23 protein-coding genes are annotated in these 21,240 nt (G+C 61.2%); 7 read left to right on the forward strand and 16 right to left on the reverse strand.

From position 1 onward, the window contains the following. Positions 1–12 precede the first annotated feature (12 nt). Entirely contained in the window at positions 13–285 is a 273-nt protein-coding gene (locus JYP50_RS19260; protein WP_206562198.1) for an oxidative damage protection protein, read from the reverse strand. Positions 286–330: 45 nt separating this feature from the next. Further along, on the reverse strand, positions 331–1,377 hold the full coding sequence (mutY, locus tag JYP50_RS19265) for an A/G-specific adenine glycosylase (protein ID WP_206562199.1): 1,047 nt from the start codon (positions 1,375–1,377) through the stop codon (positions 331–333). 157 nt (positions 1,378–1,534) lie between these two features. Between mutY and JYP50_RS19270 the strand changes: the two genes are divergently transcribed. From JYP50_RS19270 to hisF, 5 genes are all read left to right on the forward strand, one after another. Continuing rightward, positions 1,535–2,302 carry a glucose 1-dehydrogenase gene (locus tag JYP50_RS19270; protein WP_206562200.1) on the forward strand — a complete coding sequence of 256 codons (768 nt, stop codon included), beginning with the start codon at positions 1,535–1,537 and terminating at the stop codon, positions 2,300–2,302. A 155-nt stretch (positions 2,303–2,457) separates the two neighbouring features. After that, positions 2,458–3,051 carry an imidazoleglycerol-phosphate dehydratase HisB gene (gene hisB / locus JYP50_RS19275; RefSeq protein WP_206562201.1) on the forward strand — a complete coding sequence of 198 codons (594 nt, stop codon included), beginning with the start codon at positions 2,458–2,460 and terminating at the stop codon, positions 3,049–3,051. 5 nt (positions 3,052–3,056) lie between these two features. After that, entirely contained in the window at positions 3,057–3,704 is a 648-nt protein-coding gene (gene hisH, locus JYP50_RS19280) for an imidazole glycerol phosphate synthase subunit HisH (protein WP_206562202.1), read from the forward strand. Further along, positions 3,698–4,432: a 1-(5-phosphoribosyl)-5-[(5-phosphoribosylamino)methylideneamino]imidazole-4-carboxamide isomerase gene (gene hisA, locus JYP50_RS19285; protein WP_206562203.1), complete on the forward strand. Its 735-nt coding sequence runs from the start codon at positions 3,698–3,700 to the stop codon at positions 4,430–4,432. Before hisH ends, hisA begins: the two co-directional genes overlap by 7 nt. Then, entirely contained in the window at positions 4,432–5,205 is a 774-nt protein-coding gene (gene hisF / locus JYP50_RS19290; RefSeq protein WP_206562204.1) for an imidazole glycerol phosphate synthase subunit HisF, read from the forward strand. The genes hisA and hisF overlap by 1 nt, the downstream gene beginning before the upstream one ends. Here hisF and JYP50_RS19295 read toward each other — a convergent pair. The 10 genes from JYP50_RS19295 to JYP50_RS19340 form a co-directional block, all read right to left on the reverse strand. After that, entirely contained in the window at positions 5,202–5,570 is a 369-nt protein-coding gene (locus JYP50_RS19295; RefSeq protein ID WP_206562205.1) for a YciI family protein, read from the reverse strand. The two genes, hisF and JYP50_RS19295, sit on opposite strands and share 4 nt — an antisense overlap. Positions 5,571–5,604: 34 nt before the next feature. Further along, the gene (locus tag JYP50_RS19300) at positions 5,605–6,012 is read right to left on the reverse strand and encodes a VOC family protein (protein ID WP_206562206.1); all 408 of its coding nucleotides are present in this window, start codon (positions 6,010–6,012) and stop codon (positions 5,605–5,607) included. A gap of 171 nt (positions 6,013–6,183) precedes the next feature. Continuing rightward, positions 6,184–6,663, reverse strand: coding sequence for a nucleoside deaminase (locus tag JYP50_RS19305; RefSeq protein WP_206562207.1), 480 nt, complete (start codon positions 6,661–6,663; stop codon positions 6,184–6,186). Next, a complete protein-coding gene (locus JYP50_RS19310) occupies positions 6,660–6,836 on the reverse strand; it encodes a hypothetical protein (protein ID WP_206562208.1) in 177 nt (58 codons plus the stop codon). Before JYP50_RS19310 ends, JYP50_RS19305 begins: the two co-directional genes overlap by 4 nt. A gap of 68 nt (positions 6,837–6,904) precedes the next feature. Further along, positions 6,905–7,510: a TrmH family RNA methyltransferase gene (locus JYP50_RS19315; protein ID WP_241263339.1), complete on the reverse strand. Its 606-nt coding sequence runs from the start codon at positions 7,508–7,510 to the stop codon at positions 6,905–6,907. A 345-nt stretch (positions 7,511–7,855) separates the two neighbouring features. Then, complete coding sequence (locus tag JYP50_RS19320) at positions 7,856–10,318, reverse strand: TonB-dependent receptor plug domain-containing protein (RefSeq protein ID WP_206562209.1); 2,463 nt, start codon at positions 10,316–10,318, stop codon at positions 7,856–7,858. Positions 10,319–10,500: 182 nt separating this feature from the next. After that, the gene (locus tag JYP50_RS19325) at positions 10,501–11,430 is read right to left on the reverse strand and encodes a tetratricopeptide repeat protein (protein WP_206562210.1); all 930 of its coding nucleotides are present in this window, start codon (positions 11,428–11,430) and stop codon (positions 10,501–10,503) included. Positions 11,431–11,489: 59 nt separating this feature from the next. Beyond that, complete coding sequence (gene amaB, locus JYP50_RS19330) at positions 11,490–13,031, reverse strand: L-piperidine-6-carboxylate dehydrogenase (protein WP_206562211.1); 1,542 nt, start codon at positions 13,029–13,031, stop codon at positions 11,490–11,492. A gap of 101 nt (positions 13,032–13,132) precedes the next feature. Further along, on the reverse strand, positions 13,133–14,218 hold the full coding sequence (locus JYP50_RS19335; RefSeq protein WP_206562212.1) for a dipeptidase: 1,086 nt from the start codon (positions 14,216–14,218) through the stop codon (positions 13,133–13,135). 170 nt (positions 14,219–14,388) lie between these two features. Further along, a complete protein-coding gene (locus JYP50_RS19340; protein WP_206562213.1) occupies positions 14,389–15,012 on the reverse strand; it encodes a helix-turn-helix domain-containing protein in 624 nt (207 codons plus the stop codon). Positions 15,013–15,467: 455 nt separating this feature from the next. On the opposite strand from JYP50_RS19340, the gene JYP50_RS19345 reads away from it, so the two are divergent. Together JYP50_RS19345 and JYP50_RS19350 are read left to right on the forward strand one after the other, a co-directional pair. Continuing rightward, entirely contained in the window at positions 15,468–16,262 is a 795-nt protein-coding gene (locus tag JYP50_RS19345) for a tetratricopeptide repeat protein (protein WP_206562214.1), read from the forward strand. Positions 16,263–16,330: 68 nt separating this feature from the next. After that, complete coding sequence (locus JYP50_RS19350; RefSeq protein ID WP_206562215.1) at positions 16,331–17,740, forward strand: pyridoxal phosphate-dependent decarboxylase family protein; 1,410 nt, start codon at positions 16,331–16,333, stop codon at positions 17,738–17,740. A gap of 85 nt (positions 17,741–17,825) precedes the next feature. Here JYP50_RS19350 and JYP50_RS19355 read toward each other — a convergent pair whose 3' ends face one another. The 4 genes from JYP50_RS19355 to JYP50_RS19370 all read right to left on the reverse strand — a co-directional run bounded on the left by JYP50_RS19355 (position 17,826) and on the right by JYP50_RS19370 (position 20,458). Next, positions 17,826–18,425, reverse strand: coding sequence for a hypothetical protein (locus tag JYP50_RS19355; RefSeq protein WP_206562216.1), 600 nt, complete (start codon positions 18,423–18,425; stop codon positions 17,826–17,828). Between the two features lie 27 nt (positions 18,426–18,452). Continuing rightward, positions 18,453–18,899, reverse strand: coding sequence for a GNAT family N-acetyltransferase (locus JYP50_RS19360; RefSeq protein ID WP_206562217.1), 447 nt, complete (start codon positions 18,897–18,899; stop codon positions 18,453–18,455). Between the two features lie 99 nt (positions 18,900–18,998). Then, positions 18,999–19,439, reverse strand: coding sequence for a GNAT family N-acetyltransferase (locus JYP50_RS19365; protein WP_206562218.1), 441 nt, complete (start codon positions 19,437–19,439; stop codon positions 18,999–19,001). Positions 19,440–19,672: 233 nt separating this feature from the next. Beyond that, positions 19,673–20,458: a type 1 glutamine amidotransferase domain-containing protein gene (locus JYP50_RS19370; protein ID WP_347136855.1), complete on the reverse strand. Its 786-nt coding sequence runs from the start codon at positions 20,456–20,458 to the stop codon at positions 19,673–19,675. Positions 20,459–21,240: the final 782 nt, after the last annotated feature.

The raw sequence follows: 21,240 nt of genomic DNA on the forward strand, positions 1-21,240 counted from the left end.
GGTGTCGAATACCTACTCCGAGGGCGGAACGTAGCCCTCGGCCTTGTCGTAGTCCTCGCCGGCGAGAAACTTGTCCATTTCCTGCTGCAGGTACTTGCGCGCCTCGGGGTCCATCAGGCTGAGCTGTTTCTCGTTGATCAGCATGGTCTGGTGGTTCTGCCATTCCTGCCAGGCCTGTTTGGACACGTTGTCGAAAATGTCCTGGCCCTTGGGGCCGGGGTAGGGGGGCGCGTCGAGGCCTTCCAGTTCCTTCTGGTATTTCTTGCAGAAAACGGTGCGGGGCATGGTGTCTGTCCTGGTTGTGTCGTGCCGGATGTCAGTCGGGCTGTATCAATCGAGAGCGGCCAGCAGTCGGGCCACCGGGGCCGCGAGGCCCACCCTGGCGGGTTGCGCCCTGTTATACCAGAGCTGTTGATCGCTGGCCATGACCGCGCCCGGGGTGGCCGGCAGCCTGGCCAGTACCGGGGTGATGTCCAGGTGGTAGTGGCTGAAGGTGTGGCGGAAGGCCGCCCGCGGCTCGATCGCCGCCGGCGCCAGGCCCCAGCGGTCCGCGCAGGCCGCGGTCACGTCCGCGGTGTTCTCCAGCTCGGGAAAGCACCACAGTCCGCCCCAGATACCGGGCGCCGGGCGCTGTTCGAGGAACACCTCGCCGCTGGGGGCCAGGGCCAGGAGCATCACCGTGTCGCGCACCGGCAGCGGTTTGCGCGGCTTCTTGCCGGGGAATTCCGCCTGCCGGCCTTGTTCCCGGGCGCGGCAGTCGCCCGCCACCGGGCAGGCGCCGCAGTCCGGTTTGCTGCGGGTGCAGAGGGTGGCGCCGAGGTCCATGATGGCCTGGGTGTAGTCGGCGCAGCGCTTGTCCGGGGTCAGGCGCTCCGCCAGCGCCCACAGCTCGCGCTGTACCGGGGTCTTGCCCGGCCAGCCCGCCACCGCACCGTGGCGCGCCAGCACCCGCTTGACGTTGCCGTCGAGGATCACCGCCCGGCGGCGGTGGGCGATGCTGACGATGGCGCCGGCGGTGGAGCGGCCGATGCCGGGCAGCTCGGCCAGCGCGTCCACCGTGTCGGGAAACTCGCCGCGGTGGTCCGCGCAGACGGCGATCGCGGCCTTGTGCAGGTTGCGCGCGCGGGCGTAGTAGCCCAGGCCGGTCCACAGGTGCAGCACGTCGTCGATCGGCGCCGCCGCCAGCGCCTGTACCGTGGGAAAGGCCGCCATGAAACGCTCGAAGTAGGGGATCACGGTGCCCACCTGGGTCTGCTGCAGCATGATTTCCGACACCCACACCCGGTAGGGATTGATGTCGCGCTGCCAGGGCAGGTCGTGGCGGCCGTGCTGGTCGAACCAGGCGAGCAGGCGGGTGGCGAAGGCGGTTTTGGGCATGGTCGGGGCGCTTGATTGTGGAGGCCGCCACGGTAGCGCCCGGCGATGGTTTTGGTCAATGGACCAGCGGCCGGCAATCCTCCATATGGAGTAGGAGCCGCCCGGGCCGCCGGGGTAAGCTTGGGCTCGTTTATCTACATCTACGGAGAATAAAGTGATGGCAAGATTGGAAGGCAAGGTCGCCCTCGTTACCGGCGCCGCCCGCGGCATGGGCGAGGCCACCGCGCGCCTGCTGGTGGAGCAGGGCGCCAGCGTGGTGCTGGCGGACGTGCTGGACGAGCCCGGCCGCAAGGTGGCCGAAGAACTCGGCGACAAGGCGCTGTTCGTCCACCTGGACGTGACCGACAAGGCCCAGTGGCTGGCCGCGGTCGAGGCCAGCGCGCAGTTCGGCACCCTCAACGTGCTGGTGAACAACGCCGCCATCCTGATCCACAAAACCATTGTGGATACCTCAGAAGAGGACTTCCTCAACGTGGCCCGGGTCAACCAGTTGGGGGTATTCCTGGGCATGCAGTCGGTGTTCGAGACCATGAAAGCCGGCGGCGGTGGCTCCATCGTCAATGTGTCGTCTATCGATGGCTTCCAGTCCAAGAATTCCCTGGTGGCCTATTCCGCCAGCAAGTGGGCGGTGCGCGGCATGACCAAGACCGCCGCGCTGGAGATGGGCAAGTACAACATCCGGGTGAACAGCGTGCACCCCGGCGGCGTGTATACCGACATGCACGGCAAGGACTTCATCACCCGCGAGCAGGCCGACGCCAGCTACACCCACCAGGCCCTGCCCCGGGTGGGCATGCCCCACGAGGTGGCCGCGGTCACCGCTTTCCTGGCGGGCGACGAAGCCAGTTTCAGCACCGGCTCGGAGTTCATGGCCGATGGCGGCTGGAACGCGGGCACGATATTCGACACCCTGCCCCAGCTGTAAGCTCCTCGCGGGGGCGCCACCGCGGCGCTCCCGTCTTTTTCGCGGTGAATTTGCCGCCCCTTTCTTCTATAATGGCCGGCTTTTTGGGCCCCCTGGCGCCCGTGAATGCCCCCGGTAAGCGGCGGCGCGGAGAGAGCGTGGACGTGGAGAAGACAATGGCCGAGCGCAAGGCGACGGTAAGCCGCAATACCCTGGAAACCCAGATCACCGTGACGGTGAACCTGGACGGTTCCGGCCTGGCGAAATTCGACACCGGCGTGCCCTTTCTGGACCACATGATGGACCAGATCGCACGGCACGGCATGATGGACCTGGAGGTCGACGCCAAGGGCGACAACCATATCGACGACCACCACACGGTGGAGGATATCGGCATCACCCTGGGCCAGGCGGTGGCGAAGGCGGTGGGCGACAAGAAGGGCATCCTGCGCTACGGCCACGCCTACGTGCCCCTGGACGAGGCCCTCTCAAGGGTGGTGGTGGACTTCTCCGGCCGCCCCGGCCTGGAGTTCCACGTGCCCTTTACCCGTGCCGCCATTGGCGCCTTCGATGTCGACCTGTTCCACGAGTTCTTCCAGGGCTTTGTCAACCACGCCAACGTGACCCTGCACGTCGACAACCTGCGCGGCGTGAACAGCCACCACCAGGCGGAGACCGTGTTCAAGGCCTTCGGCCGCGCCCTGCGTATGGCGCTGTCGGCCGACCCGGCCATGGCCGGCATCACACCGTCCACCAAAGGGGTGTTGTAAGGCCCATGCAACGGGTAGCGGTAATCGACTATGGCATGGGCAACCTGCACTCGGTGGCCAGTGCCCTGGAGCACGTGGGCGCCGGCGAGGTGCATGTCACCTGCGAGGCCGCGGAGATACGCGCCGCCGATAGGGTGGTCTTCCCCGGGGTGGGCGCGATCCGCGACTGCATGGCGGAGATCCGCCGCCTGCAGTGCGACGAACTGCTGCGCAGCGCCCTGACCGAGCAGCGCAAGCCGGTGCTGGCGATCTGCGTGGGCATGCAGGCCCTGCTCAGCCGCTCCGAGGAAAACGGCGGCGTGGACTGCCTGGATATCATCCCCGGGCAGGTGAAGCACTTCGGCCAGCCCCTGCATGACACTGACGGCCAGCGCCTCAAGGTGCCGCACATGGGCTGGAACGAGGTGCGCCAGACCCGGGCGCATCCCCTGTGGCAGGGTATCCCCGACAACAGCCGCTTTTATTTCGTGCACAGCTACTATGTGCACGCCGACGACCGCGCCCTGCAGGCCGGCGCCCTCAATTACGGGGTGGAGGCCGACGCGGCCCTGGCCCGCGACAACCTGTTCGCTGTGCAGTTTCACCCGGAAAAGAGCCACACCGCCGGGCTGCAACTGCTGCGCAATTTCCTGGAGTGGAACCCCGCATGCTGATTATTCCCGCCATCGATCTCAAGGACGGCCAGTGCGTGCGCCTGCGCCAGGGCCTGATGGAGGACAGCACCGTGTTCTCCGACGACCCGGTAGCCATGGCCCGCCGCTGGGTGGACGCCGGCTGCCGCCGCCTGCACCTGGTAGATTTGAACGGCGCCTTCGCCGGTGAACCGGTGAACGGCGAGGTGGTCACCGCTATCGCCGCGGCCTACCCCGACCTGCCGGTGCAGATCGGCGGCGGCATCCGCGACCTGGCCACCATCGAGCATTATGTGAAGGCGGGTGTGAGCTATGTGATCATCGGCACCAAGGCGGTGAAGGAACCCGCGTTTGTCGGCGAGGCCTGCCGCGCTTTCCCCGGCAAGGTGATCGTCGGCCTGGACGCGAAGGATGGCCTGGTGGCCACCGACGGCTGGGCGGAGGTCTCCGAAGTCAAAGCCACCGACCTGGCGAAACAGTTCGAGAGCGACGGCGTGTCCGCCATCGTCTATACCGACATCGCCCGCGACGGCATGATGCAGGGGGTCAACGTGGAGGCCACCGTGGCCATGGCCCGCGCCTCCAGCATCCCGGTGATCGCCTCCGGCGGCATCACCAACCTCGACGACATCCGCGCCCTGAGCGCGGTGGCCCACGAGGGCATCTGCGGCGCCATTACCGGCCGCGCGATCTACGAGGGCACCCTGGACGTGGCCGAGGCCCAGAAGCTCTGCGACGAGGCCGCCTGATGGGGCTGGCCAAGCGCATCATTCCCTGCCTCGACGTGGACAACGGCCGCGTGGTGAAGGGCGTGAACTTTGTCGGTATTCGCGATGCCGGCGATCCGGTGGAAATCGCCCGCCGCTACAACGAGCAGGGCGCTGACGAGATCACCTTCCTCGATATCACCGCCAGCCACGAGGGCCGCGACACCACCGTGCACACGGTGGAGCAGATCGCCGAGCAGGTGTTCATCCCCCTCACCGTGGGCGGCGGCATCCGCAGCGTGGAAGACATCCGCACCATGCTCAACGCCGGGGCCGACAAGGTCAGTATCAATACCGCCGCCATCGTTGATCCCGAGCTGGTGCGCCGGGCCTCGGAGCGCTTCGGCGCCCAGTGCATCGTGGTGGCGATCGACGCCAAGCGGGTGGCGGACGTGGACGGTGCGCCGCGCTGGGAAATCTTCACCCACGGCGGCCGCAAGCCCACCGGCATCGACGCGGTGGCCTGGGCGCGCAAAATGGCCGAGCTCGGCGCCGGCGAGATCCTGCTTACCAGCATGGACCGGGACGGCACCAAAAACGGCTTCGAGCTGGGCGTCACCCGCGCCATCACCGACGCGGTGGACATCCCGGTCATCGCCTCCGGCGGGGTGGGCAACCTCGACCACCTGGTCGACGGCGTCCTCATCGGGGGTGCCGACGCCGTGCTGGCCGCCAGCATCTTCCACTTCGGCGAGTACACCGTGCCCGAGGCCAAGGCCTATATGGCGGAGCGCGGGATCGAGGTGAGGCTCTAGTAGCGCCCCTCGGGCCGCAGGGCCTCTTCCACCGGCCGCACCTCGATCGTGCCCAGCCGCGCCGAGGGCCAGCCGGCGGCAATCTCCAGCGCCTCCGCTTCCGAGGCGACATCGATCAGGAAAAAGCCACCGATCTGCTCCTTGGTTTCGGCGAAGGGGCCATCGGTTACCGCCGGGGTGCCTTTGCGGACCTTAACGGTGTGGGCCCGGGTGGCGCTTTGCAGGGCGTTGGTGAGCAGCAGTTTGCCCCGCTGCTCTAGCCCGGCCACGTAGTCCAGGGTTTCCCGGCGCAGCTCCAGCCACTCGTCTTCCGTGAGCGCGGTCAGTGTCTGCTCTTGCTCATAGGCCAGGCACAGGTATTTCATGGTGTTCTCCCGGTTGGCTTATCGCTTATGCGGATCAATTCCGGGGAATCGCCTGCGGGTCCATCCACATCGGTTCCCAAATGTGGCCGTCGGGGTCCGCCAGGCTGCGACTGTACATAAAGCCCAGGTCCTGGGTGGCGTTGATATCGGCCGTTCCCCCGTTGGCGGCCGCCGCCTCGTTCATGGCGTCCACCGCTTCCCGACTGTCGCAGGCGATGGCCAGCATCACCTCGCTGGAGGTGGCCGGCGGTATGGGGCGATTGGTGAACGTGCGCCACTTGTCGTGGGTTAGAAGCATCACGTTGATGGCCTCGCTCCACACCATGCCAGCGGCTGTATCGTCGGTGAAATGTGGGTTGTTCACGAAGCCGAGCGCTTCGTAGAACGACATGGAAGCCTTGAGATCGGTGACGGGCAGATTGACGAAGATCATCTTGGACATGGGGTGTTCTCTCCAGGTGAGTACAATGTGGGTGTTGCGATCACTGGTCGATTGGCCCGGGTGGGATTCGACAACAGTGCCCGGGATAGTTGAACTTGGACATGTAGGGGCGTGTTCCCGCTCCAGATGAATGATTGTTCGAGCACTGTCCTGGCTCGGGTTTGCGTGTCGCTAGCCGGATGCGCGGTGGCAGCGAATATGCAGTTTATGCACCCGCTCGACGAGGTCCGGGATCGGCCCCTCCACGGTGACTGTGGGGACTATTTCCTGGATCGGCAGCGCGTTGACCGGCGGGGAGGGGAGGCCGAGCTCAGCCAGCCAGGCCGATAACTGCCCGGTGGAGCTGATATACACAATGCGGCCCAGCCCCGCCCACCCGTGTGCCGCGGCGCACATGGGGCAGTGTTCGCCGGAGGTATAAACGACCGCCGCGGCTCTCGCCTCCGGCGTCATGTTTGCCGCTGCCCAGCGGGCGATCTCGAATTCGGGATGCTGGGTGCGATCGCCGGATACGACCCGGTTGCGCGCCTCCAGCAGAATCTCTCCGTCACCGGAAACGAGTAGCGAACCAAAGGGTTCATCCCCTGCGTCCAGGGCTTCCCCGGCGAGCTCTATACAGCGATGCAGAAAGGGTGCTTCGGATTCCTTCATTCGCTGTTCTTTGCACAGTGCAGGTCAACGGCATCGAAATACTGCGTGAGAATAAGCGGTTTCAGCGCGATAAGGTCCTCCTCGGCCAGAAAATCGTGGGTCGCCCGAACCGAGGCCTCCCAAATCGCTATGAGCACCTGGTGATCTGTCTTTTTCGCCTTTTCTATCTTCATTACCGCCTCAATAGGGAGCCTGGCGCCTGCATAAAGGTACATGCCAGATCAGTTTTCGCCTGATTTTTTCACTTCCGGTTGGCGCGTTTATACGCTTCCTGATACGCCCGCCTTTGCTTGGTGATCTCGTAAAGTACGATTCCGGTGGTCGTGCCAAGATTCAAGCTCTCGATGATGCCGAACATGGGGATCGACACGCAAAACTCGCTGGCAGCCACCGCTTCATCGCTGATGCCCCGGGATTCATTGCCAAACCAAACAGCCAGTCGCGGCATGGTGTAGTCGGCCTCGTGGAGGATCTCGTTTCTCATGCCCTTGATATGGGGGGAAGTGACCACGGAGACAAACCTGTTTTTCTGCAGGTGCTTCAGGCACGCTTCGGTGGTGTCGAATCGTTTCACGAAGCTCCATTTGACCGCGGAAACCGAGGTTTTTGACAGCGCCTTGCGCTCTCTCATTTCTTCCCAGTCGTCTGGAAGAGATTTCCCGCTGTCTACAATATAGGTTTTCTCAACGCCCAGGGCGTTTACATTGCGTATCACCGTGCCAATATTCTTGATGTTTTTGGGGTTCTCCAGAACCGCAATCAGATTCTTGCAACGATACGGCTTGATTTCATCCGCGCGCTGACGCAGCGGGCTTTTACTGGCCTTCTCCGGGTGTTTATTCATCATATACTTTGCCCTTGGCTTCGGGGGTGTCCGGTCAAGCGTATGACGTTTTTGCCAAAGCCCAATAACGACCTGAACGGTTGCGCCGCATACTTTTTGCTGCGCGGCCTGGGGGGTATGGCATCAGGAGTTCACTTTATAGCGGCGGGGCAAATCTGCCAACCGCGCTCAGCGCTGGGGGCCCGGGTTTACTGGAACACGGCCAGCCTCAGGCCTGCGTAGAACAGTCTTGTCGGTCTGGTTGTTGATTGTGAGGGCAAAAAAAAGGAGCACTCCAGGGGTAGAGCGCTCCTTGTAAGTGTGGGGCCTCGGGCGCTTTGGCGCACCCCGAAGCCCCCGAGGGTTTGCCTAGAACTCGTACCGCAGCCGCGCGTAGTAGAAACCACCACTGAGTCCGAATACGGAGTGGTTGTCGTACGGGGTGCCGCGGTCGACAAAGGCCTGGCGGCGCGGCGGCGGATACTTGTTGTCCAGGTTCCGGGCGCCGACAGAGATGGAGACCTGATCAAAGCCGCGGTAGGTTACCTCCGCATCGAAGATGAATTCACCATCACGTGTTTTGATGTAGTCGCGGTCAACACGGGTCCACTCGCCGTAGTATGTCGCGCGGCCCATCAGGTCGAAATCGCCGATGTGGTGCGTAACCGTGAAGTTGCCGCGCCAGCTGGGAATCCCCTCTTCGAACTCCAGCACCTTGTCGTCGGTGAACACACCCTCGGGGTCGCTACGCAGGATTTGCTCGTTGTAGCTGACCGCCAGGCTGTAGTCGGTGGACTGGCTGCTGTTTTCGTAGTCGGAAAAGTAGGTTGCCACCAGGTCGGCGCCGCGCACGCGGGTATCCAGCTGGTTCTGGAAGAAGCGCACGCTGCGCACGCTGATGCCGTTGGGATAGCCAATGGCGGCCAGCTGGGCGCGCTGTTCCGCGGTGGTATCGATCTGGTCGGAGAGCAGGAGGCGGTCGTCCACGTCGATCTGGTAGAAGTCCAGGGTAGCGGTGAACCGCTCCAGGGTCAGTACCAGGCCGGCGGAGATGCTGTCCGAGGTTTCCGCTTCCAGCGCGTTGGAGTTAAAGATGGATGCGGCATCCGAACCGGGCACCAGTACCGCGTCGAGGATGAAGTCACCGTTGGCCGCCAGCTGGGAGGTTTGCGAGGTGCCGAACAACTGCCCGGCCGCGGGTGCGCGGAAGCCGCTGGTCATGGCGCCGCGAATGGCGAAGTTTTCGTTGAAGTCGAAGCGTGTCGCCAGCTTGTGGCTCAGGTTGTCGCCGAAGGCCTCGTAGTCTTCGTAGCGGACCGCGGCCGAGGCTGTCCACTGCTCGGTGAAGTCGACTTCGGCTTCAATGTAGCCGGCATAGCTGCTGGCGGAGAAGTCGCCGGCAGTGTCCGGGCTATAACCCTGGAAGCCGTTGGCGCCCACAGGGAGGTCAATGAGCGCGCCCGCCTGGTAGGAGTCGCGGTCACCGGCGCTGATGGTGTACTGCTCGTCGCGGTGGTTGAAACCGCCGAACAGGAACAGGTCGCTGGCAAATGCATCGACCGGGATCGACTTGAATACCTCGAGGCTCAGCTCGTACTCGCGCTGTGCCAGCGCGCCGGGCTTGAAGCTGGTCGGAGACTCAGCGCCCATAGACGCATTGATGGTATTCCACAGGCTGTATTCGATCTCGTTGCGGCCCCAGCGGAATGAGGCATCCCATCCAAAGAGTTCGTTCTCTTCCTGGCGCACGCCGACGATGGTGCTGAAGTCGTCCTGGTCACCGCCAAACTGCGGGATGTAGCCGCCCGGGTACAGTTCGGTCAGGTCGAAGGTCGAGGGGTGTGCCGGGGTGTTGTCAAACAGGCTGTCGGCGAAGGTGGAGTGTGCGCCCAGGCCGCCGGCGTCCTGCGATTGACGATAGGAAAAGCCGACCTCGCTTTCGGACTTCAGATAGTTACCGAAAAGGTAGGCTTGGCGGCCGCCACCCAGGTCCAGGCCCGCGTTCCACGCGGTTTTCACCGCCTTGTATTCGGGGTCGCCCGTTCCCCCCGCGTCGGAGGGCACGCCGGGCACGCCCATTTCACGCAGGCCCTGTGCGCCGAGGTGGGTGCCAACGCGGATGGATTCGGCCTGGTCGATCACCTGGGCGCTCAGGTTCAGGAAGCCGTCATCGGTCAGGGCGAGGCCAATGTTGCCCTGCACGTCGATGGTTTCGCCGCCGCCGTCGAAGTATTCGCCGGTCTCGACAGTGACCGAGCCGCCTTCACTGGCGTCTTTCAGCGACAGGTTAATTACCCCGGCAATGGCGTCCGAGCCGTACTGGGCGGATGCGCCATCGCGCAATACCTGAATGGACTTGAAGGCGATAGGGGGCAGGATATTGAAATCCTGGCCCTGGGAGCCTGAGGTGGTTGCGTGCCCGGTGCCGATCTGTACCGTGGCGGAGCGGTGGCGGCGCTTGCCGTTGAGCAGCAACAGCACGTGATCCGCGGGAGAGCTGCGCAGGGTGGCCGGGCGAACAAAGGAGGAGCCGTCGTTCAGCGGCAGGCGTCGGACGTTGAATGCCGGCACCAGTGTCCGCAGTGAATCATTGAGGTCGGAATAGCCGGTGCTGCCAATCGCGTCGGGCTGAATCACGTCAACCGGGACCACGCTCTGGGTATCGGTGCGCCCAGCGCGGCGGGTGCCGAGTACGAACACCTCTTCCACGGTATCGGTATTGCTGGATGTGGCCCCGGAGATTTCCTTCACCGGGTCCTGTGCCTGGGCTAGCGCGGACGAGCCCGCCATGGCCATCGTCGCATAGGCGATCGGCGTTAATAGCATCTTCATCATTGTTTTCCTCTTATTGTCATCTCATAGCCAATACTGGCATAGATTTGAGTAAAGAACATTAATATTTCCTATAGTAAAGTTTGTTGCCGAAAACACAAGAGACACCACCCCCGATTGGTACAATTGCAGCCTTTGGGGGCGGTTATCCTGTTTTCATTGGCGGGTCATGGGCTGGCGGGTCACAGCTCGCCGGCGGCGAGGTCTGCCTCGGCTGCGATGTAGCCAAAGGCGGCCCATTGCGGCCCGTCCAGCAGTCCTTGCATGATCTCCCGGGCTTTGCCGGGCTTGCCGTTGTACAGGTGCCAGTTGGCAACGCCGTACACCAGGCCGGCGTTGCCGGAGCCGCTGGTGTCCTCCGGCAAGACGCTCTCGAGGGGAATTTCACCCTTATAGAACAGGCAGGCGCGGTGATAGGCGAAGTTCTCAATGATGTTCATGTCGGCATGAATGCCGTCGAGCAGGGCCTCGGCTTCCTGATCGCGGCCCATGCGCCGCAGTATCATGTACAGCCAGTGAGTCGAGGCGACGATGCCGTCATCGTTGTCGGTCTTGCCAAGGTCGTCGGCGAAAATGCGCCGGGCGGTTTCCCAATCCTGTTTCAGGTAATACGCCAGGCCCAGGTGGTAGCGAATATTGCCCTGGGTGGTGGTTAGCGGAATGTTCTTGGCGTTGGGCATGCCGTCCGGCTCTACCTGGTCTTCCTGGCCAACCATCAGCCGCGCGGCCTTTGAGAGATCCTCAATGGCCTTGTCGAACTGGCGGGTGGAAATGTAGCGGTGGCCGCGATGGCGCAGGATTCTAATGTCCCGCGGATGTTTTTCCACGCCTTCGGAAAAGATCTCGATGGCCTCCTGGTAATGGCCCAGGTACGCCGCCCTGCGCCCGTACCAGATCAGTTTGTCCGGATCGTTGGGGGCCGCTTCGTAGGCCTGTTTCGCGGCGTCGTACTTACCCAGTGCCGCGGCTGTCGGAGTGCCGGCATACAGTTCCTTGCCGAGCAGTGACACGGCCTGGGGGAGGTTTTCTTCGGACGAGCCGGCATTGCCGGGCGCGGCGCTGGTGAAAAAGATCGCGGCGGAGGCGCAGCACAGCAGGGTTCTCAAGTTCATACAGTTTCCTCTTTTGCTATTTATTGGTGAGCGGGCATGTCGCCAGCCCGCTGTCGTGGTCACACATCAAACTCAACGCCTTGCGCCAGGGGCAGGCTTGAGGAGTAGTTCACCGTATTTGTGGCGCGGCGCATGAAGGCCTTCCAGGTGTCGGAGCCCGCGGCCCTGCCGCCGCCGGTGGCCTTTTCACCGCCGAAGGCGCCGCCAATTTCCGCGCCGCTGGTGCCGATGTTGACGTTGGCAATGCCGCAGTCACTGCCGCTGGCGGACAGGAAGTACTCGGCCTCGCGCATATCGGTGGTGAATATCGCGGAAGACAGGCCCTGTGATACGCCGTTTTGCAGCGCTATGGCCTCGTCGATAGTGGCGTACTTCATCACGTACAGAATCGGGGCGAAGGTTTCCTGTTCAACGATGTCGCTCTGCGCGGGCATGCTTACTATCGCTGGATTGACGTAGAAGGCGTCGGGGTACTGGTCCTCAAGCACGCGCTCGCCCCCGAACACGCTGCCTCCTTCCGCGCTGGCCTGTTGCAGCGCGGATGCCATCTGCTGGTGGGCGCGTTCATCGATGAGCGGCCCGACATGCACGTCGGGGTCGTCGGGGCGTCCCACCCGCAGTTGCGCGTAAACCGTCTTCAGTCGCGCCACGAATTCATCGGCGATGGACTCGTGCACGATCAGGCGGCGAAGACTGGTGCAGCGTTGCCCGGCCGTGCCCACCGCGGCGAAGGCGACACCGCGGATCGCCAGGTCCAGGTCGGCTTTATCGGAAACGATGGCGGCATTGTTGCCCCCCAGCTCCAGGGTTGAACGTCCCAGGCGCGCGCCGACACGCGCCGCGACATCGCGGCCCATGGTGGTGCTGCCCGTCGCGCTCACCAGCGGAATGCGCGTGTCGGAAGCCAGTTGCCGGCCGAGTTCGGCCCCGCCCAAAACCACCTGGGCCAGCTTGGCGGGTGCGCTGTCGCAGGCCGCGATGGCCTGATCCATCAAGCCACTCAGGGCGATGGCGGTCAGCGGGGATTTCTCGGAGGGCTTCCAGATAACGCTGTCGCCGCAAACCAGGGCGATCATTGCCCCCCATGACCACACCGCCGCGGGGAAGTTAAACGCGGTGATCTGCCCGAAAATACCCAGTGGGTGCCAGGTTTCGGCCATGCGGTGTTCCGGCCGCTCGGTGGCGATGGTCAGCCCGTAGAGCTGGCGGGAGAGTCCAATCGCGAAATCGCAAATATCGATGACCTCCTGAATCTCGCCAAGGGCCTCGGTTTCGGTCTTGCCGCAATCCAGTGTCACGACCGCGGCCAGTGCCGCTTTATGGCGGCGCACCAGCTCGGCGAAGGTGTAGACAAGCTTGCCGCGCTCCGGAGCGGGAACCGTGCGCCAGCGTAGAAACGCCTGCTGGGCGTCGTCGATCGCCCTGTTCAAGCCCGCTTCGTCCGTCAGGCCCAGTTCACACAGCTTCTCGCCATCGATCGGGGAGTGTTTGCCCAGGTCGGTCCCTTTGAAGCGCTCTAGAGGCACGTTGATGCGTGAGAAAATTGTCTGCACATCCTCGCGAGGGAAGACGCTATTGTTGCGCGAGGCCTTGGTAGCCATGAATAAAGGTGCTCCGTCTGCTAAAGAAAACAAAAACCGCGCGCCTGGCCCCCGTTCGGCAGGGCAAGGCGCATCGGGGCAATGTTGAATCGGGAGGGATGTCAGCCAATCACGCCCTGGTAGAGGCGCTGCATATTGCCGCCCATGATCTTGTCAATATCCGCCGTGGCGTACCTGCGCTTGCGAAGCCCGTCCCATATGACTTCCATGCGACGGGGACCGTTGAGTTGGTCGATGTACAGCGGCCATTTCTTGAGGTCGAAGTTCTCGCCTTCCTCCCGGGCCAGCTCGGCGAGGTACGCGTCGCTCATTTCGATGACGCGGTGGTCGCGATCGCTGCCGATGGCCACATGCTCGACGCCGGCGACATTCACGGCGTGATCGATATGTTCGAAATAGGCCGGTAGGGCGGCATCCGGGCCGGCATCGGTGATGAAGGGCCGGATCTGGCATATACCCACGACCCCGTCCCTGTCCGCCAGGGCCTTCAATGCGGTGTCGCTGGTGTTGCGAACGTTGTCGTACACCGCCAGGCAGGCCGTATGGGAGATAACCACTGGCGCGCTGGAGACATTGATGGCATCGAGCATGGTCGACTCATTGGCGTGCGAAAGGTCGATCAGCATGCCCAGGCGGTTCATTTCACCAATGAGTTCCCGGCCGAACCGGGTTACCCCGGAGCCGCGGGTTTCCTTGCAGCCGGCGCCGGCCCAGTTCTGGTAGTTATAGGTCAGCTGGGCGCTGCGCGTGCCCAGCCTATAGAACTCATCCACACGCGACAGGTCGCGGCCGAACTGGGTGCTGTTCTGGAAAAGGTAGAACACGGCAATCCGGTTCTGGCCTCGCGCGCGTTCAATATCCGCGGCGGAGGTGGCCTTTACCAATAAATCGGGGTGCTCCGCCAGGAACCTGTCGTACTCGGCCACCGCGGCCTTGGCCTCGTTGTAGGCCTGTTGTTCATACACCTTGGGATCGGTCAGTGTCACGGTGATGGCATTGAGGCCGCTGTCCCTGATGGCTTCAATCAGCGCGCGCGAGTAGTTAACCCGAATCTCGCCCATGGCATCAAACACCAGGGCGTCCCGGGTGGAGCCCGACAGGGATTGCGCCAGGGCGGTACTGGACAGGGCCTGGGTCGCGAGCAGGGCGGCTGACGTGCCGGCAATGAAGTTTCTTCTATTTATCATAAGCGCCTCGTTATTTCCTATCGTAAAACTCTAGCGCACTTCAGAAATTCAGACAAGCCCCCGCTTGGCGATCGGGCGCGGGGAGGCCCGTGCGCATGGAGCTACTGCGAAGGGGGTTCGGCGGTGGGTTGTTGCTGGCGAGGGGGGGAGGGTGGTGCCGCGAGCCGGGTTTAGCCGGTATTGATCCAAAGGACCCTGGCGTCTTCTTCGCTGGTGGAGATGCAGGCGTGGCGCATGGCGCTATCGAGGTAAATGCCGTCCCCCTCATTCAGGTCGGCGGGTTCATAGCAGTCTGTGTAAAAGCGCACCGAGCCCTCGAGAACAAAGAGAAACTCCTCGCCGTCGTGGGCGCCCCACTCCTCGAAATCATCGAGCGAGCGGGCTTTCACGATGCTGACAAACGGCAGGATCTTCTTGTTGATGAGGTCGGAGGCAAGTACCAAATGGCTGTAGGCGGCGGTCTCGTAGGGGCGGCCGCCGCCCTTCCTGACCACGCTCCTGCGGGTTTGCTGTTGCGTGTTTTCCGAGGAGGAGAACAGCTCGGTAATGTCAATCGAGAACCCGGCCGCGAGCTTTTGCACCACATCGAATGTCGGGGACATCCGGTCATTCTCGATTTTTGACAGGGTGGAAACGGCCAGGCCGGTGGCTTTGGCCAGGTCGCTCAAGGTCCAGTTCCGGGCGCGGCGCAGCGCCCTGACCTTCTGGTCGAGCTGGATTTTGGAGCGCGGAGTCCGTCGCTCGGGTTTGACCTGGTCGAAGACTTCGGCGTTGGTGAGAGTTGGTTTTCGCATTTGCTTAATTCTTTACCTAAAGTCAATCGAAATCAAGGCGGTAGCAGGGCGGTCCGCGCGCGGTCCACCCGCGGTATGGGACCGCGAAACGGCGGGATTATTCCTCTGAAAGGACCATATTATACCGCGTTGGGGGAAGCTGGCCGGCAAAAGTGCGAGAGAATTGGATGGAATATTTAATATAGGAAAATAATTTCTTATAAGGGCGTTTTGTTGACAGTACGCTTTCGCCAGGACTATTCTGCGGCGGTGTCTCCCGGTTCGGCTAGCGATTTCGACCTATGATAGTACGTCCTTCACTCCCGGTGGCCCCTTCAATACGCAGGCCGGGCCTTGTCTTAAGTGCATTGCTGCTGGCGGCGGCGCTCCCGTCGGCGGCCCAGGCCGGCTCCCTGTCAGCGGCGGCACCCAGCGCCCGGGCGGCGGCGGGGGTGAGTGACTTGGGTGGAGCGGTTTTGCCGGATACCTATCGGCAAGGGCTGGAGCTTGACCTCAAGGTTGCCCAGGCCGCGTTCGATGCGGCCCCGGACAGGGAAGATTCCTACATCTGGCTGGGCCGCCGCTATGGCTATCTCGGTCGCTATGACGAAGCGGTTGAAGTGTTTAGCGCGGGGCTGGAAAAATTCCCCGACAGCTACAAGTTACTGCGCTTTCGCGGCAGGCACCTGGCGCGAAGCCGGCAGTTTGCCGCGGCCATCGCCGATTACCAACTGGGGTTGGAAAAGATGCGGGGCCAGGCGGACAGTTTCGAGCCGAACGGCATTCCCAATGCCCTCGACCTCACCACCTCAAGCTATCGCCAGAATCTTCACTATTACCTTGGGCAAACCTCCTTTGCCGTGGGTGACTACAAGGCGATGTTCGAGCAGCTGGAGAAATCCCGCGAGCCGCTGGTGGTCCTGCCCTTTGACGATCATGAAATAGCGGTGATTTTCTGGCAAACCATTGCCTTGCGGAAGCAGTCGCGCCACGATCAGGCCAAGGCCCTGCTGTCGCGCCTGCAAGAGCCCGCGCGGATTCTGGAAAACGCCACCTATTACCAGGCCCTGCGGGTACTCACCGGGCGCGCGGATGAGAGCGGGGAGACCAGTGGCGATAACCTTGCCAGGTTCGCGCTGGCCATGAAGCGCGAGTTTGCGGGCGATGTGGATGGCGCCCGCGCGGTGCTGGAGGCAATCCTCGCCGACAACGCCAAAGGCTATTGGCCCGCGGAAGCGGCCCTCGCCCAGCTCTCAACCGGAGCGCGCTGAGAGCCGCGAGGCTTTTGTTCGCGGGCCTATTCATCGGTAGGGCAAGCAGACCCAGCAGGAGCAGTTGCATGGCGGGCATCAAAGCAGAGGACACCAGGGCATCCCGCAGCGAAGCGGATACGCTGGGCATGGAGGCCGAGGAAATGCGGCGCCTGGGCCACCGGGTCGTCGATATCGTTGTCGATCGGTTGATAAACCGGGCTGGCGAGCCGGCCATACTCACAGGCGAGGCGGACGAACTGCTGGCACAACTGGGCGGGCCGATCCCCAATCAGCCGCTGGACCCCGAGGAATCCCTGCGGCTGCTGGCCGAGGTCGCCTTTACCCACCAGCAGCGGGGCGATCACCCGCGTTATTTCGCTCGCGTGCCGGGGCCCAGTTCCTTTGGCGCCATACTGGGTGATTGGCTGGGCACGGGTTTCAATGCCATCACCGCATCCTGGGCGGGAGGCTCCGGCCCGGCCACGCTGGAATTGGTGGTGATCGACTGGTTGCGGCAGCTGCTGGGCCTGCCCTCGGACTATGAGGGGGTACTCGTTAGCGGCGGTTCCCACGCCAGCCTGACGGCCTTCGCGGCGGTGCAGGCGCAGCGCGGAACCGGCACAGTGTACCTGACCGACCAAACCCATTCCTCCCTGCCCCGGGCGCTGAAAGTGTTGGGCTTTAGTGAATCACAGATTCATATCCTGCCGTCCGATGAGCAGTTCCGGATGCCCGTGCAGGCCCTGCGCGAGGCCATCGCCGGGCATCGCCGCGCCGGGGCCAGGCCGCTGATGGTGATCGGCACCGCCGGCACCACAAACACCGGCACTGTCGACCCCCTGCCCGAGCTGGCCGCGATCTGCGAGGCGGAAGAGTTGTGGTTGCACGTGGACGCCGCCTACGGTGGGCCCGGTTGCCTGAGCGCCAGTGGGCGGGAGGACTTGAAAGGCATTGAGCTGGCGCATTCGCTGGTGCTGGACCCGCACAAGTGGCTGTTCCAGCCCTACGACGCAGGTTGCCTGCTTATCCGCCCGGGCATGCTTGAGCGCAGCTTCGATATGAACCCGGAATACCTGCGCGATGTCACGGCCGGCACGGGCGAAGTGGACTTTCGCAATCGCGGGTTGGAACTGACGCGGCGAACCCGGGCCGCCAAGCTGTGGTTGAGCCTGCGAACCTATGGCGTGGAGCGGTTTCGCGAGGCGATCGATCACGGCCTCAATCTGGCGCGCGAGGCGCAGAAGTACCTGGCCGCCAACCCGCGGCGATGGGAAATCATCGTGCCGGCGCAGCTCGGCATCGTCTGTTTCGCGCTTCGCGGCGCGGGCGATGATGAGCATGAGGAGCGGGTCAGGCTCTTGTCCGAGAGCGGCTATGCCTGTATTTCGTCCACGCGCCTGAAGGGAAAGACGGTATTCAGGCTCTGTACGATCAACCCCTTGACAAGTACCGATGATCTCGAGGGTACAATCGACAGGCTGGCCGCTCTCTCGTGATTTCCGTGGTGCTTCAAACTACCCTGTCGCCGAGACCCGGCGGAACACGGCGAATAAGATGCGCAACGCGATGTCGCGCCACTATTCAGGGCGCCGAAATCACTTCCATCCTATCCGCGCGGCACAGGTTCTTACTTCTATCGAAGCTGCGAACGGGGTTGGTCACGTAGCGGACCCCCGACAATTTCACCGTTGCGCCTTTGGGTATGTCCCGCTTGACCGCGGTATCGTTTTCGTCGAGCTGGGCCGATGACCGGCAGTGGCGCTTCCAGTCGTCTCTTCCCTTTGCGTCAACCACGCCCGCTCCACGAAATATTCCGACAACATCCGGCAATGGCGCGTACTCGGGTGCCCAGGCAGGCGTGGGGGCTGGTTTCGTCGGCTCAAACTTTGCGTAGGCGGCCCGACATGCCTCAACCTCGGAGTCCGGCACCGAGGCGCCACCCTTTAGTTTCCTGGACGGAATCAGGCAGGCCCGGAAGCACTCGGTGTTCCTCGCCGAGCGACACTCCATTGCCTTCATCTCCAACTCTTCCCACAGCGTTTGTTGAGCCCGGGCAGCCGGGGTGAGCGCGCTGGTCAAAACCACTAGCGCGAGCGCAGTTTGTAAGGTGGTGCGGACCGATAACTTACCCATCAAGATATCCTTTTCAATGTAAGAATCGTTTTCGGAGGTATGTTTCATGCTTGGAGCAATACCTGGTCTGTGTCGCTAAATGTCAATATATAGCCGCAGCATATCCTTGTGTTGTATGCCATTTTCAAAAATTGGCGCCGAATAGTTGGATAGGAAATGATCCTTGATTATCGAATCCACTCTAAAACCGATGCGCTGATAGTAGCCGAGCTGATAGCCGAACGAACCCGTGCCGAGCTCAACCCTTTTGACGTCTCTATCCGCCAATGAAGCAAGGGTGAATTTCAGTAAATCAGAACCAATTCCGCGGCCTTGGTGTTCGGGATACACGGAAATATTATAGATTTCGGCGATCGCTGGGCCAATCATTCCGGCTACAGCCACGCCAAGGAGATCTGACTGCTGTGATACCGCAAAGCACCAGGAGTCGGGCAAGTAGGATGAAATGCTTTCCGTGGAAGGGTCGGCTTCGAGCAATAGACCAAGCGGTATGTCGGCACTGGCGATCTCTGAAAATAGCATTATGCAACCGGCCGCAGCGCTAGTCGCTGCGGTTTTTGATGTCGTGACTCGGGATTTCCACCAGGCCAAGGGCGCCCAGTTTTAGCGTACCGCCATGTGCTAAGTGTTGTATGTATAAAAGTGCCAAGTGCTTTTACCTGTATCCAAAGAGTCGTAGAGTTTTTGCGCGGTTTCATTACTCGGTGCCGTAACCCATTGTAACCTTGCCGCGCCATTTTGATCTGCAAAGCTTCGACAGTGTTCAATGAGTTTGCGAGCGATGCCCTTGCCACGATGATCGGGGCAAATATAGAGGTCGTTGAGGACAGCTACCTTTGCCGCGATTGTTGAAGTGAAGGTGAAATATACGGTGGCGAAACCAATGACTTTGCCTGATTCGCGGTAGGCAAATTGGCAGCCAAAGGGGTTGGCCTCATTGAACTGGGAAAAGAACTCGCGATTTCTCGAAGTTGATATATTTTTGACTTGGTAAAACTGCTGGTATTGCTCAATCAATGGCAATACTTCTTCAAGATCTTCTTCTGATACTGGCTCTATCACGTGATTCCTCATTGACGCCGACGAAGGCTAAATCCAAATATCCGCGAGTACCGCTGCCTTTGATTTATTCCGGCATAAAGTTGACCCATATATGACCCGGGGTCTCTTGCCAAATCCACTGTATCTTATTGCCAATGCACAGCACCGCCAACAGCGGAAGAACAAAAAGATATGTCGCGCGTGAGACACGACCTGTCCTGATTTACTGGGCGCCCTAGTACCCAGGCCTGGAATCATGGGTCATGACGCGACAGCAACCGCACCATTTCCTCCGCGACCAATGCAGCCGATGGCAAAAACATAGTTGAAACGATGCGTTGATCGACTACGACCGTATGCTTGTCAGCCAATGTGTCTTTATTCTGGGCGTGTGCTCCATTCTTGCGGAGTTGGTCCTCGACAAGGAACGGCAACAAGCTACCTTGCTTGGCCCATGACTTGGATCGTTCGGTCGAGTTCGGGAACCCCGCCACACGCTTTCCTTTCACCAGATAGCTGCCGTTCCTTAGCGTGGCATTGGCAAAGCCGCCAGGCCCATGTCCACAACCACCCACGACACCGCCATTTTCGTAAATGCCTCCGATGAGTTTCATTAGTTCCTCGTTGGACGCGACGTCGAACAAGATACCGTAGCCACCACCGACATACACGGCCTGATACTGGGCAATATCTATTTGACTTGGCTTTAGCGTGTTTGCAACCTTGCCCAAGAAGTTCTCATATTTTATGGCATAGCTACTAATGCCCAGCGGATCCATCATGAACTCAACTGGCCCGCCTTGAGGCGAAACGAAATCGACCTCATAACCGTGCATTACGAAGATATGAAAAGGTGGAGCATATTCCCAAAGGTTGTTTCGTGCATCGTGCTGCTCGGGGTCGCCCATGTCGACAACATTTGAAGCGACAAAGAGAATCTTGCTTTTTTCCGCAGAGAATGCTGCAGCCGGAGCAAGCACTAATGCAGCCAAGCAACACCTAAGCGCCAAAGCATACGCTTTCTTCGTCAATAGCTTCACGTTCAATGAGTCCTTTGTCTGGTGCACAATGCCTGTCGCAGCGGCATACCGCCGATATGCCGTCACATGTCTAAATCAAAATTGCAACCTTTGAAACTACTGTCGTACGGAGGTAGTAGATGAATGCTCGCTCCCCTCAGTCTACTAGCTTCAAATACCCCAACTGCGTTAACGACAAAACCCTCTAGATGTTCTCTATCGTAAGACTGGGAGATTTCCAAGGAAATTTTTGATCGAGCGCGTCCGGCTTGCATTGACTCGCAGTTGGGATACAAGAAATCTCCGTCGTAGGCGACTGCCAAAAAACCGTCTGTTTGAATCAGGTATCCTTCATAAACAACTAGATATTTTGTTAGCGAATACGTGTCAAACCTTTTTGTTTCCAGGGCTTTTGCGACGAAATGAATATCCTTGGCTTTGTCTTCCTCCGAGCGGAACTTTAGCCAGCAAGAACAAGCCTGCGCAGTTTGGGAAAACGATAAGGCTAGCATCAATGAAAGAATTCGCATGATTAGACTAATGCATAATGCAGGAATCAGCCGCCGAAGGTCGGCCTGGAAACTCTTGTTAACCGCGCCGCGACTAGCATTGGAAACCAAATACCAATCACTGCACAGATTTGAAAGTATGCAAGTCTATATGGGTGGGCCCAGCTTCCGGAATAGCCAACACTGAATCCTAGATAACTCACAAACAGCAGGCTTGTCACGCATGCAGCCAATAACGAGAACTTCGGAAATATCAAGTCCACAACTCCCTCTGCCATAGCCAGCACCCAATAA

Source organism: Parahaliea mediterranea (assembly GCF_017255185.1).
In the GTDB taxonomy this organism is placed as follows: domain Bacteria; phylum Pseudomonadota; class Gammaproteobacteria; order Pseudomonadales; family Halieaceae; genus JAFKCZ01.